Genomic DNA, 13,042 nt, shown 5'->3' with positions numbered 1-13,042 from the left:
GCGGCGAAGTCGGTGCGCACCGAGGAATTCCAGTTCTGCACCGTCGTCACCTTGGCCTTCACCTTCAGCGCCTCGTTGTCCATCGACCGGCAGAGGTCGACGTTGCCGCTCGAATCCAGCGCGTCGAAGACCACGTCGACGCCGCGTGCCTTCATGTCCAGCGCCGCGGAGTCGAAGTTGGGCAACGCGAAGTCGACCTGCTCCGGAACGACCCGGTATCCCTCCACCGCAAGGCTTTTCATCGTCAGGCTCGCGAACCGCTGCGAGTCGGCCTGGTTGTAGTAGACGACCCCGGCCGTGCGCGCGCCGAGCTTCGCCTTGAAATATCGGTAGACCTCCGTGCCGCCGTAGAGCACGCCGCCGAAGCCGACCGTCCCCTCGCGCGGCTCGTTACTGCCGTAGATCGAATAAAGGTGCCGGTACTGGTCGTAGGCGTTGCCGACCGGCTGTCCACCGACGTCCGGCACTCCCTTGGCGTCGACGTACGGCGCTCCCGCATAGTCCAGCGACGTCGTCGCGGTGAGCGCGAACACCTTCGTGTCGTCGATCAGGTGGTGCACGCACGACTGGTTCCCCGAACCGCTCGACCCGTCGTCACAGACACTGACCTGCACCCGCCGCCCGTGCACCCCGCCGCGTGCGTTGAGTGCGTCGAAGAACGCCCGCGCGCCGTACATCGGTCCGGAGAACGCCTCGCCGCCCAACGGACTGGTCAGGCTCGCCACGATCCCGACCCGGACGGCCGAGGGCGTCACACCGATGTCGGACGCGGTATTGCCGGGCGAGCCGGAAGCCTGACGCGACGAGGCCGCCGAACCGGAGCCCCGTTGGCTGGCGAAGGCGCTCGCCGGCAGCCGAGTCCCACAGCCCGCCACCACGAGCGCCGCCACGACGAGCGCCACCCCAGCCGGTACGACGAGACCACGACGTCGGCGCATCCGATCGCCCCCGGTCGAGCGTACGACGTCGCAGCCGCGCGGACGGTCGGTTGACCTACCGGCCGGAGACGGCCTTGTCCCCTGCGGGTACGTCGGCGGCCCGGCCCAGCAGCGCCGCCGTCGCGGTCAGCGCCGGCACGATCCACAGCGCACCGGTCAGCCCGACGCCCTGCGCCAGGCCGCCGATGATCGACGGCCCGAGCAGCATCCCCAGATAGCCGCAGGTGGAGACCGCCGCGATCGCCGGGCCCGCGTGACCGCTGCCGGCCCCGGCGGCCCCGAACAACGTCGGAACCATCGCCGACAGGCCCAGGCCGAGCACGGCCATGCCGGCGACCCATCCGGCGATCGTGCCGCTGAGCAGCCCGCCGGCCATTCCGACCGTTCCGAGCAGGCCGAGCGCGCGCACGGTCGTCGCCCGGCCGAACCGCGCCACCGTCCGGTCGCCGAGCAACCGCCCGACGGTCATCGCCGCGGTGAAGGCGATGTAGCCCGCGCCGGCCACCGTCACGGTGGCGCCGAGCGACTCCCGCAGCTGTACGGCGCTCCAATCGGCCGCGGCCCCCTCACAGACGAGGCAGGCGAAGGCGGCCGCCCCCAGCGCGAGCAGCCGCCCGGTCGGCCGGGCGAAGGCCGGCGGCCGTTCACCGCCACCGTCCGGATCGGGCAGGAACGCGCGCGTCAGCGGCAACCCCACGACGAGCAGGACGCCACCGCCGACGGCCAATTGCACGGCCAGCGGTACACCGGCCCCGGCAAGGAGACTGCCCGCTCCGGTGCCGATCAGCGCGCCGATGCTCCAGGCCGCATGGAAGCTCGAGAGCACGGGACGCCGGTAGGCCTTCTCGACGGTGACCCCCTGGGCGTTCATCACCACGTCGAGCGACCCCAACGCGGCGCCCCACCCGAACAGCGCCAGCCAGAGCGTGCCGAGGTTGCCGGCCAGCCCGACGACCCACGGCAGCAGGCAGTACGCCACGAAGACCACCTGCGTCGCCCGGGCGCTGCCCACCCGCGAGGCCGCGGCGCCGGCCAGCGGCATCGTCAGCAACGACCCGGCCGCGGGCGCGAGCAGGGCGATGCCGAGCAGTCCGGGCGAGAGGCCGAGGCTCGACTTCACCTCGGGGATGCGGGGTGCCCACGACCCGAACAACAGGCCGTGCGCCGCGAAGACGTAGGAGACCGCGATCCGCGCGCGCCGGGGTGCGGCGCCAGGTGCGCCCTCCACGTTCGCCCGGATGCGTACGGCCACGACGGAGAGCCTTCCACACGCCTCCGGCACAGGCCGCCGGCCGAGTCCTGCCACCGGCTAGCGTTGCCTCAGGAGGCTGGTCATGGGTTTCTACAGAGAGCGGGTCCTCCCGCGCATCATCAATGTCGCCTGCGGCGCAAAGGTGTCCCGCCCGCTGCGTGCACGCGTCTGCGCCGGACTCACCGGCGACGTCGTCGAGATCGGCTTCGGCTCCGGACTCAACGTGCCGTTCTATCCGGCGCCCGTCGCCCGCGTCGCCGCGGTCGAGCCGTCCGACCTCGGCTGGCACCTCGCCGAGAAGCGGGTCGACGCGACGAATGTCCCCGTGCAGCGCTCCGGGTTGGACGGTCAGTTGTTGCCGTACGCCGACGACACGTTCGACGCCGCCCTGTCGACGTGGACGCTCTGCACCATCCCCGATCTACCCGCCGCCCTCGGCGAGGTCCGCCGGGTCCTCAAACCCGGCGGCAGCCTGCACTTCGTCGAGCACGGACTGGCACCGGATGAGAAGGTACGCCGCCAGCAACGACGCTTCGAACCGCTACAGAAGCGGGTGTTCGGCGGATGTCATCTCACCCGCCGGATCGTCGACGAGTTGACCGCCGCGGGATTCACCATCACCGATGTCGACGTGTTCTACGAGGACAGCGTCCCCAAACTGTTCGGCGCCGACTCGCTCGGCACCGCACTCTCTCCCTAGAAAGGACCGCGTCGAGATGCTGGCCTACGTGATGGAGGGCCCGGGAAAGGGATCGGTCACGGAGGTGCCCGACCCGGAGATCGGCGATCACGACGCGCTCGTCGAAATGGTGGCCTGCGGCATCTGCTCGAGCACCGACAAGATGTTGCGACTCGGCACCTTCCGCGGCGGCGTGGGCTACCCGAGCATCCTCGGCCACGAGTCGGTCGGCCGGGTGGTCAAGCGGGGATCACGGGTGCGGCACATCGAGGTCGGCGCGCTCGTGACCCGGGCCAGCGCCTACCCGCCCGGTCGCGCGCCGGTCGGACTGCAGCAGCACTGGGGTGGCCTCGCGGAGTTCGGTGTCGTCACCGACTGGCAGGCGCTGCGGGCGGACCAGCCCGCGCAGCCCGGGTCGCCGACGTTCTCCCAGGTGTTCTTCCCCCCTGCCACCGACCCCGAGAGCGTCGCCCTGGGGATCAGCTTCAGCGAGACGTTCAGCGTCATCTGCCCGGTCCCGGTCCTGCGGCGGAAGGTCGGCGTGGTCGGCACCGGCATCGCCGGGCTGTCCTTCGTCGCCTACGCGAAGCTCCTCGGAGCAGGCCCGGTGATGATCGTCGGCCGTCGACCGGAGCGGCTCGAGTTGGCCAGGCGCCTCGGCGCCGACATCGCCGTCCTGGAAGCCGACGGCGGACCCGAAGCGGTCGCCGGCGATCTCGGCGGCCTCGACGTCGTCTTCGAGGCCTCCGGTGCGGCGCCGATGGTCGGCCGCGCCTACCGGTGGTTGCGCCGGGGCGGACGTGAAGTGGTCTACAGCGCGCCGGAGGATCTCGCCGCACTCGACCTCATGGCCGGCCCGCGCGACGCGACCGTCACTGTCGCGAGCACCGACGAAGCGGCCGTTCTCCCAGGCGTCGTACGCATGGTCGACGGAGGAATCCTCGACAAGGACACCTTCCTCACCCACCGCTATCCACTGACCGACATCACGAGCGCGTTCTCCGACATCGCCCGCGGAGATGTCGTCAAGGCAATCGTCACGTTCAGCTGAGGTCGTCGCCGTACTCGAAGGGGTAAGCAGACAATGACAGCCCAGTCGTCACCGGGATCGAGAATCGCCGGGCAGGCGCTCGTCGCCAGGGAAGGCGGCCGGTTCGACCTCGAGCAGGTGCTCACCGCGCCGTTCGGGCCGTCGACGATCGCCATCCGCACCACGTGGTCCGGGGTCAGCATCGGCACCGAATTCGCGGTGCTGTCCGGGAAGCTCGACTGGGGTGACTTCCCGATCGTCACCGGTTACATGGGCGTGGGACGGGTCACCGATGTCGGCGCCGACGTCACCGGATTCGACGTCGGAGACCGCGTCTACTACCGGCGCAACGCCGAACTGCTCCTCGAGCAGAGCGGACAACCACTGAACTGCGCCGCCGGAGTGCACGCGTCCGTCGCCGTACTCGACCCGACCGGCGACCACGGGGCGGACATCGTGCCCGACGGCGTTTCCGACGACCTCGCCAGCATGTTCGTCGTCCCCGCGGTCGGCCTGAAGGGCACCGACATGGCGGGCGTCCACGTCGGCGCCTCGGTCGTCGTACTCGGCGTCGGCATGGTCGGACTCGCCGTCGTGGCGGCCTGTGCGGCCCGCGGCGCACGGGTTACGGCCGTCGACCTGCGGGCGGAGCCGCTCGAGGTGGCGCGGCGGCTCGGCGCGCACACGGTGCTCGATGCAACGCAGGTCGATGTCGACGCCGAGGTGCGCCGGCTCACCGACGGCGCCGGTGCGGACTTCGTCTTCGAATCGACCGGCCACGGATCATCGGTCGACCTCGGCATCCGGCTGTGCCGGCAGTTGGGTTGCTTCGTCTGGCAGGGAAATTACGGCGACGGGCCGGTGTCCTTCGAGTTCCTGGCGGCGCACAGCCGGCGGCTCCGCATGGTCTTCCCCTGCGACGACGGCTACCGGCCGTTCCGGCGGGCGGTCCTGGACTCGATGGCGCAGGGCCGGCTGCGGTGGGACGAGACCATCACCGACCGGTTGCACGCGTCCGAAGCACCGAAGTTCTTCGAACGAGTCCTCGCCGACGGCGCCGGTCGCACGCTGGGCGCGACCATCCGGTGGTCCGACGAGCCCGCCTGAGCACCCGCCCCGACGCCGTCAGCGCACCGCGAAGCGGACCACGACCGGTGCCGCAGCAGCAGAATCCGGCAGGTCGACGACGACCGACCGGTCCTGCACCTTGACGGGCACCGGGCCGGCGCCGAGCACGGCGGCGGACTCGGTGTCGAGCCGCTCTGGTGACGCGTCGAGTGCGACCCGCCCAGCGGCGTCGACGATCGCATACGCCGCCCCGTCGCGCTGCGTCCACCGGACCCACGGCTGATCCGACGGCGTACCGACGGCGGCGTCGAGCGGCCGCGTGCCGTGGATGGCCCCGGCGTTGACCGCCATCCAGTCGGCCAGCGCCTCGAGCGACCGACGCTGCAGATCGGGGATCCGACCCTCGGCGGTGGGACCGACGTCGAGCAGCAGGTTGCCGTCGCGGGACACCACGTCGACGAGATGGCGTACGACGGCCCGGCCGTCGAGGTAGTGCGACTCGTCCTCGACCTGGTTGTAGCCGAACGACAGCCCGATCCCGCGGCAGCTCTGCCACGCCTGGGTCGACTCGTTCTCCGCGCCGTGCTGGTATTCAGTCGTGCGGTAGTCCCAGTGCGTGGCGCCCCAGCGGTCGTTCACGACACCGTCGGGCACGGCCCCGTAGTAGTGCTGGAACACCTCGGCCAGTCCCAGCGAACCCGCGTGCTTTCCCGCGTCCGGCCACTCGATGTCGTTCCACAGCACGTCCGGCCGGTAGCGGTCGATGAGGTCGCGCACGTGCAGCGCCGCATAGGCGGCGTACGCCGCGTCCTTGGGCCGCCCGGTGTCATTGACCGCGGTAAAGCTGTCCAGCGGCGGCAGGTCGGTCACGTTCCAGTCCAGACCGCCCGAGTAGTAGACGCCGAACCGCATCCCCGCGCCGCGTACCGCGGCCTCGAGGTCGGCGACGAGATCACGGCGCGGTCCGCGCTGCACGGTGTTGCGCCCGCCGGTGCCGGGGGCGTCCCACAGCGTGACGCCGTCGTGGTGCTTGGTGGTGGGGACGACGTAACGCGCTCCGGTCCGGGCGAACAGCGCCGCCCACTCCTTCGGGTCGAAGTCGCGCGCATCCCACGCGTCGAGGAAGTCGTCGTACGGCGCATCGCCGTAGGTCGCCGTGTGGTGGGCCCGGGCCGGGCTGTCGGGAAACCTGATCGTGTTCCAGTACCACTCGGCGTAGGGGTTGTGCCGGAACCAGGTCGCCTCGTCGACCGCACCGAGCTCGCCGGTCGGCTCGGCCCACGCCGGCACCGAGTAGAGGCCCCAGTGGATGAAGATGCCCAGCTTCGCATCGCGGAACCAGTCCGGCACGGGCCGCTCGAATCGGCTCCAGTCCGGCTGCTGCTGCCTGTGCTCGACCATGTCGGCCCGTTCTCCTCGACTCGTCCGGCGGATCAGACACCCGATGTTTCGAGGGCCCAGCTGAGCAGAGCGCTCCCCGCGTGTCAAGGGACGGGAGGGAGCTCCGCGGAGCCATCGGAGGACTCCGGGACGTGGTAGGCAGAGCACATGTCCGCGCACCCCACCGGTGTCGACGTCGTGGTCGTCGGCGCCGGACACAACGGCCTCGTCGCCGCGACCCTGCTGGCCCGCGCCGGGCTGAGCGTCGAGGTGCTCGAGCGGGCCGACGTCATCGGTGGCGCGTGCCGCACCGAACACCCGTTCACCCGGGCCCCCGGCCTGGCCGCGTCGACCGGCGCCTACCTGCTCGGGCTGATGCCCCCCGAATTGCTCACGCTCCTCGATCTCGACCTGCCGCTGGTGCGCCGCGACCCGCACTACTTCATGCCGACCCTCGACGGACGGTCGCTGCTGCTGGGCGCCGACCGCGCGGCGAGCCGCCGCCAGTTCACCGACTTCTTCACCGAGGCCGACGCCCGCGCCGACGACGCGCTCGCCGCCGAGATCACCGCACTCGCCGCCGACGTCGCGCCCGCGTGGCTCGCGCCACCCCTGACCGTCGAGGAGACGGCGGAGCGCTACGTCCGGCCAGGTCTGCAGGACACGTTCGCCGGCCTGGTCCGCGGCAGCGCCGTCGACTACCTCTCCCGGTTCGGCTTCGCCTCCCAGACCGTCCTGGCGATGTACGCCGTCACCGACGGCATGCCCGGGCTGACCGGCTCGCCGTGGTCACCCGGGTCGGGGCACAACCTGCTCGTGCACAACATGTGCCGGCTGCCGGGCGCCGGCGGCACCTGGATGGTCGTGCGGGGCGGGATGGGCACGGTCACCCGGACGCTCGCCGAGCGTGCCATTGCCGCCGGAGCGCGGATCCGGACCGGCGCGGCGGTGGAGCGGATCGTCGTCGATCGGGGTGCCGCGTCGGGGGTGTCCCTCGTCGACGGCGACGACGTCCCGGCCCGCGCCGTGCTGGTCGCCACCGATCCGTTCCGGCTGCCGGACCTGCTCGACAGCCACGCCCCGCCCGCGCTGACCGGCCGGGTGGCCGACCTGGCGGCCCGCTCCGGCGGGCAGACGATGAAGGTCAACCTGGCCCTGGCCGGCCTGCCCCGGTTCGCGGCGCTGCCCGAGGACCGCGGCCAGCACGGCACCACGGTGCACCTGCTTCCCCCTGTCCCGGACGCGGACATGCTCGACGCGGTGCGCGCGGCCTTCGCCGACGGCACCGCCGGCCGACTCCCCGCGACGCCCCCGGTGGAGTGGTACCTGCACTCCACCCTCGATCCGTCCCTGCGCGACGACGCGGGCCGGCACTCCAGCGCGCTGTTCGTCCAGGGGGTGCCGCACGAGCCGGCCGGCTCGTCCTGGCCGGCGGAGAAGGCGGCGTACGTCGATCGGCTGCTCGACCTGGTCGAGGCCTACGCCCCGGGGACCCGCGCGAGCGTGGTCGACGTCGACGCTCTGACGCCGCCCGAGATCACCGCCCGGTTCGGGATCACCGGCGGCAACATCTTCCACGTCGACAACTCAATCTCGTTCGTCGACCGGATGCCCTACGACACGGGCGTGCCCGGCGTCTACGCCGGCGCCGCCGGGTGCCACCCCGCGGGCTCGGTGATCGGCTGCGCGGGACACAACGCGGCGCAGCGCATGCTCGCCGACCTCGGCGCAGCGGTCCGCTGAGAGCCCGCTGAGAGCTGCCCCACCCGGTCACCTGTCAGGGCCCGGTTTCTGACAGGATGACCCCTCACGGTGTCACCAGGGAGGGGAATTCGGGGTGGACCAGGACGCCGGCCGGATCGTCGTATCCGGGCTGACGAAGACATTTGGCCAGATCCGCGCAGTCGACAACCTCAGCTTCACCGTGGAGCCCGGCTCGGTCACCGGGTTCCTCGGGCCGAACGGCGCAGGCAAGACCACGACCCTGCGGATGCTGCTCGGCCTCGTGACCCCCACGGACGGCGCGGCCACCATCGGCGGCCAGCGCTACGTCCAGCTGCACGACCCGCTGCGCACGGTCGGCGCGGTGCTCGAGGCGGCCAGCTTCCATCCCGGCCGGACCGCGCGCGACCACCTGCGGGTCTACTGCACCGCCGCCGGGCTGCCGGCCTCCCGGGCCGACGAGACGCTCGACCTGGTCGGCCTCACCGACTCGGCGCGACGTCGGGTCAAGGGCTACTCGCTCGGCATGCGGCAGCGGCTCGGGCTCGCCTTCGCCATGATCGGCGACCCCGGCGTCCTGATCCTCGACGAGCCGGCGAACGGCCTCGACCCGGAGGGGATCACCTGGCTGCGCCGCTTCCTGCGCCACCTCGCGACCCAGGGGCGCACCGTCCTGGTGTCGAGCCACCTCCTGTCCGAGGTCGAGCAGACGGTCGACCGGGTCGTCATCCTCTCCCGCGGACAGCTGGTCAAGCAGGGCACGATCACGGAGCTGTCGGCCGGGGTCGGCGAGTCGGTGTTCGTCCGCAGCCCTCAGGTCGAGGTGCTCGCGAAGGTGCTCGCCGACAATGCCCAGGTGGTGAATGTGGAGCCGGGCACGGTCCGGGTGAGCGGCCTCGACGCCGCCGCCGTGGGTCACCACGCCTTCACGGCCGGTGTGGAGCTGCACGAGTTGCGCACCGAACGCTCCGACCTCGAACAGATCTTCTTCCAGCTGACCGGGGGTGCGGGCGAGGCCGGCGCACAGCCCGGCAGCCCACCCGCCGCGGCCGGCGACACCGCCCCCGCCTCCACCTACGGCCAGCAGGGAGGGAACGGCTGATGCGTGCCCTCGCCGCCGAATTCCGCAAGCTGTTCACGACCCGTACCGGGCTGTGGCTCACCGTTCTGTCGGTGCTGCTCGCCGCGCTGATCACGATCCTCGTCTGCATCAACCTCAAGACGACCGACCAGAGCGGACCGGGAGCGCTCAAGGGCATCGCGTCGATCGCGGCCGGCTTCGGCTACGTCTTCTCCGCGGTGCTCGGCGTCATCGGGATCACCGGCGAATACCGGCACCAGACCGCCACCCCGACCTTCCTGTCGGTCCCGGTGCGCGGCGTCGTCGTCGCCGCCAAGCTCATCACCTACCTGGTGTGGGGCTTCGTCCTCGGCATCCTCAACGTCCTCGTGACGATGGTGATCGCGGTGCCCTGGCTGTCCCACCGCGGATTCACCGACGTGTCGCTCGGAGCCCCCGGCGTCATGGCGAGCCTGATCGGTGCCGTGGTCGTCGTCGCGATCTTCGGCATCGTCGGCGTCGGTCTCGGCGCCCTCCTGCGCAACCAGATCGCCGCAATCGTGGGCCTCGTGGTCTACCTCTTCATCGCCGAGCCGATCCTCAGCAGCATCTCCGGGATCCACAGCGTCTACCGCTACCTGCCCGGCGCCGCGGCATCGGCGCTCACCGGCGGCAATCTGGGCAACAACAACTCCGTCGCCGATCATCTGTCCCGCGCCCCGGCCGGTCTGGTCCTGGTCGCCTACGGCCTGGTCTTCGCCCTGCTCGGCGCCCTGATCACTGTCCGTCGCGACGTCACCTGAACGGCCGAGAGACCGGCCGGCGCCGACCGCGGAGCGACACGATGCGGGCTCGGAGACCGGAGGCTGATGACGGCGCACGGATGGAACGCGTAACCTCGACAGTTGCAGAAGTCACCGGTGACCGCGAAATGAGGCGACCCGCGACCGTGTCGGATCAGGCGCACAAACCGGGTTTCGGGCCCGAGTTTGGCACCAACGAATGGCTCGTCGAAGAGATGTACGAGCGCTACCTCGCCGATCCGGGCAGTGTCGGGACGGCGTGGCACGACTTCTTCCGCGACTACACACCGAGTGGTAACGGTCAGCGCGCCGAGCAGCGGGTGGCCGCATCAGCCGCGGCAACGGCTCCTGCCAAGGCGGCGCCGGTCACGAAGGCGCCGGTCACCGCCAAGCCCGACCGGCCCGCCGCCAAGACCCAGACCCCGAAGACGCACGAGCCCAAGACGGATCCACGACCGGCCGACCGCGCCCCGGCGGCCAAGAAGGAGCCGACACCGGCGGCCGCCGCATCCACGGCGGGTCCGGCGCCGACCGACCCCGGTGCCCAGGTCCTGCGCGGGGCCGCCGCACGGGTCGTGTCCAACATGGACGCCTCGCTGCACGTCCCCACCGCCACGAGCGTGCGGGCCGTCCCGGCGAAGTTGCTCGCCGACAACCGGATCGTGATCACCAACCACCTGCGGCGCAGCCGGGGCGGCAAGGTCTCGTTCACCCACCTGATCGGCTACGCGCTGGTCAAGGCGCTCGCCGACGTCCCGGTGATGAACCGCGCGTTCACCGAGGTCGACGGCAAGCCCGGGGTGACCACCCCCGAACACATCAATCTCGGGCTGGCGATCGACCTGCCGAAGAAGGATGGCGGCCGATCGCTGGTCGTGGCCGCCATCAAGCGGTGCGAGCGGATGGACTTCTCGCAGTTCTGGTCGGCCTACGAGGAGATCATCCGCCGGGCCCGGCAGAACAAGCTGACCACCGAGGACTTCACCGACGTCACGATCAGCCTGACCAACCCCGGCGGCATCGGCACCGTGCACTCCATGCCCCGGCTGATGACCGGGATGGGCGCCATCGTCGGCGTGGGCGCGATGGAATACCCGGCCGAGTTCCAGGGCATGAGCGAAGAGGCCCTGGCCGACATGGCCGTCAGCAAGATCATCACGCTGACCTCGACGTACGACCACCGGATCATCCAGGGCGCGCAGTCCGGGGAGTTCCTCCGCCGCATGCACGAACTCCTGCTGGGCGCGGACGGCTTCTACGACGACATCTTCCGGTCGCTGCACATCCCCTACGAGCCGGTGCGCTGGGTGCAGGACATCACCACGACGCACGAGGGCCAGATCGACAAGTCGGCCCGCGTGATCGAGCTGATCAACGCCTACCGCACCAGCGGCCACCTGATGGCCGACACCGACCCGCTGGAGTTCACCCTCCGCACCCACCCGGACCTCGACGTACTCAAGCACGGCCTGACGCTGTGGGACCTCGACCGCACCTTCCCGGTCGGCGGGTTCGCCGGTGAACGGGTGATGAAGCTGCGCGACGTGCTCGGCGTGCTGCGCGACTCCTACTGCCGCCGGGTCGGCATCGAATACATGCACATCACCGACCCCGAGGAGCGCGCCTGGCTGCAGAAGCGCATCGAGGTCACCAACGAGCCGGTCGACCGGGAGGAGCAGAAGCACATCCTCGGCCGGCTCAACGTCGCCGAGGCATTCGAGACCTTCCTGCAGACGAAGTACGTCGGGCAGCGCCGGTTCTCCCTCGAGGGCGCCGAGTCGATGATCGCCGGCCTGGACGCCGTCCTCACCAAGGCGGCCCGCTCCGGCCTCGACGAGGCCGTGATCGGCATGGCCCACCGCGGCCGGCTCAACGTCCTCGCCAACATCATCGGCAAGAGCTACCAGCAGATCTTCCGCGAGTTCGAAGGCAACATCGACCCGGGCAGCACACACGGGTCGGGCGACGTGAAATACCACCTCGGCGCCGACGGTGTCTTCAACGGCCCGGAGGGTGAACAGATCCCGGTCACGCTCACCTCCAACCCGAGCCACCTCGAGGCCGTCGACCCGGTGCTGGAAGGCATCGTGCGGGCGAAGCAGGACGCCCTGGACAAGGGCGAAGGCGGGTTCACCGTCCTGCCGCTGCTGGTCCACGGCGACGCGGCGTTCGCCGGGCAGGGTGTGGTCGCCGAGACGCTCAACCTGTCCCAGCTGCGCGGCTACCGCACCGGCGGCACGGTGCACCTGGTGATCAACAACCAGGTCGGCTTCACGACCAGCCCGGCCGCGGCCCGCTCGAGCCTCTACAGCACCGACGTGGCCCGGATGATCCAGGCGCCGATCTTCCACGTGAACGGCGACGACCCGGAGGCCTGCGTCCGCGTCGCGAAGCTGGCCTTCGATTTCCGGCAGACGTTCAAGAAGGACGTCGTCATCGACATGGTCTGCTACCGCCGGCGCGGCCACAACGAGGGCGACGACCCGTCGATGACGCAGCCCGCGATGTACGACATCGTGGACGCCAAGCGCAGCGTGCGGAAGACCTACACCGAGGCGCTGATCGGTCGCGGCGACATCTCCATGGAAGAGGCGGAGACCGCGCTGCGCGACTTCTCCAGCCAGTTGGAGCACGTCTTCAACGAGGTCCGCGAACTGGAGAAGTCGCCGCCGAAGACCAGCCCGTCGATCGAGGCCGAGCAGCCCATCCCGACGAAGCTGGCCACCGCCATCTCGTCGTCGACGATCGAGCGGATCGGCCGCGCGCACGTCGACCTGCCGGACGGGTTCAGCCCGCACCCGAGGGTGAAGCCGGTGCTGGAGCGCCGCGCGAAGATGTCCACCGAGGGTGAGGTGGACTGGGCGTTCGCCGAGTTGCTGGCGTTCGGTTCGCTGGTGCTGGAGGGCAGGCTGCTGCGACTGTCCGGTCAGGACTCCCGCCGTGGCACGTTCGTGCAACGGCACGCGGTGCTGATCGACCGCAGGACCGGCGCCGAGTACACGCCGCTGCAGAACCTCTCGCCGAACCAGGGCCGGTTCATGGTCTACGACTCGGCGCTGAGCGAGTACGCGGCGGTCGGCTTCGAGTACGGCTACTCGGTCGCCAACCCG

At 70.8% G+C, this 13,042-nt stretch carries 10 protein-coding genes; 7 read left to right on the top strand and 3 right to left on the bottom strand.

From position 1 onward, the window contains the following. Positions 1–938 (bottom strand): ABC transporter substrate-binding protein (locus VGH85_19225; protein HEY2175943.1); only part of this gene is annotated, 938 nt, incomplete at its 3' end. A gap of 55 nt (positions 939–993) precedes the next feature. Continuing rightward, positions 994–2,190: an MFS transporter gene (locus tag VGH85_19220; protein ID HEY2175942.1), complete on the bottom strand. Its 1,197-nt coding sequence runs from the start codon at positions 2,188–2,190 to the stop codon at positions 994–996. An 82-nt stretch (positions 2,191–2,272) separates the two neighbouring features. Here VGH85_19220 and VGH85_19215 point away from each other — a divergent pair, with 82 nt between their 5' ends. The 3 genes from VGH85_19215 to VGH85_19205 are packed head-to-tail and all read left to right on the top strand — an operon-like array spanning position 2,273 to position 5,006. Beyond that, positions 2,273–2,890, top strand: coding sequence for a class I SAM-dependent methyltransferase (locus VGH85_19215; protein ID HEY2175941.1), 618 nt, complete (start codon positions 2,273–2,275; stop codon positions 2,888–2,890). Positions 2,891–2,906: 16 nt separating this feature from the next. Further along, complete coding sequence (locus VGH85_19210) at positions 2,907–3,920, top strand: zinc-binding dehydrogenase (GenBank protein ID HEY2175940.1); 1,014 nt, start codon at positions 2,907–2,909, stop codon at positions 3,918–3,920. 33 nt (positions 3,921–3,953) lie between these two features. Next, entirely contained in the window at positions 3,954–5,006 is a 1,053-nt protein-coding gene (locus VGH85_19205) for a zinc-binding dehydrogenase (GenBank protein HEY2175939.1), read from the top strand. Between the two features lie 18 nt (positions 5,007–5,024). Here the strand turns inward: VGH85_19205 and VGH85_19200 are convergent, their stop codons facing one another. Beyond that, positions 5,025–6,368, bottom strand: coding sequence for an alpha-L-fucosidase (locus tag VGH85_19200; GenBank protein HEY2175938.1), 1,344 nt, complete (start codon positions 6,366–6,368; stop codon positions 5,025–5,027). Between the two features lie 147 nt (positions 6,369–6,515). Between VGH85_19200 and VGH85_19195 the strand changes: the two genes are divergently transcribed. The 4 genes from VGH85_19195 to VGH85_19180 form a co-directional block, all read left to right on the top strand. Further along, complete coding sequence (locus tag VGH85_19195) at positions 6,516–8,090, top strand: NAD(P)/FAD-dependent oxidoreductase (protein ID HEY2175937.1); 1,575 nt, start codon at positions 6,516–6,518, stop codon at positions 8,088–8,090. Between the two features lie 94 nt (positions 8,091–8,184). Further along, complete coding sequence (locus tag VGH85_19190) at positions 8,185–9,171, top strand: ABC transporter ATP-binding protein (protein HEY2175936.1); 987 nt, start codon at positions 8,185–8,187, stop codon at positions 9,169–9,171. After that, a complete protein-coding gene (locus VGH85_19185; protein HEY2175935.1) occupies positions 9,171–9,932 on the top strand; it encodes an ABC transporter permease in 762 nt (253 codons plus the stop codon). The genes VGH85_19190 and VGH85_19185 overlap by 1 nt, the downstream gene beginning before the upstream one ends. Positions 9,933–10,078: 146 nt before the next feature. Continuing rightward, positions 10,079–13,042: multifunctional oxoglutarate decarboxylase/oxoglutarate dehydrogenase thiamine pyrophosphate-binding subunit/dihydrolipoyllysine-residue succinyltransferase subunit (locus VGH85_19180; protein ID HEY2175934.1), on the top strand; the 2,964-nt coding region annotated here is incomplete at its 3' end.

The sequence above is a fragment of the Mycobacteriales bacterium genome, from assembly GCA_036497565.1.
GTDB lineage: Bacteria > Actinomycetota > Actinomycetes > Mycobacteriales > QHCD01 > DASXJE01.
This window is presented reverse-complemented; position numbering and strand designations above follow the sequence as displayed.

Bases quoted from the DNA above. Each gene is read 5' to 3' on its own strand.
- VGH85_19185 (HEY2175935.1), top strand. From the start codon at position 9,171: ATGCGTGCCCTCGCCGCCGAATTCCGCAAGCTGTTCACGACCCGTACC.
- VGH85_19215 (HEY2175941.1), top strand. From the start codon at position 2,273: ATGGGTTTCTACAGAGAGCGGGTCCTCCCGCGCATCATCAATGTCGCC.
- VGH85_19195 (HEY2175937.1), top strand. From the start codon at position 6,516: ATGTCCGCGCACCCCACCGGTGTCGACGTCGTGGTCGTCGGCGCCGGA.
- VGH85_19200 (HEY2175938.1), bottom strand. From the start codon at position 6,368: ATGGTCGAGCACAGGCAGCAGCAGCCGGACTGGAGCCGATTCGAGCGG.
- VGH85_19210 (HEY2175940.1), top strand. From the start codon at position 2,907: ATGCTGGCCTACGTGATGGAGGGCCCGGGAAAGGGATCGGTCACGGAG.
- VGH85_19205 (HEY2175939.1), top strand. From the start codon at position 3,954: ATGACAGCCCAGTCGTCACCGGGATCGAGAATCGCCGGGCAGGCGCTC.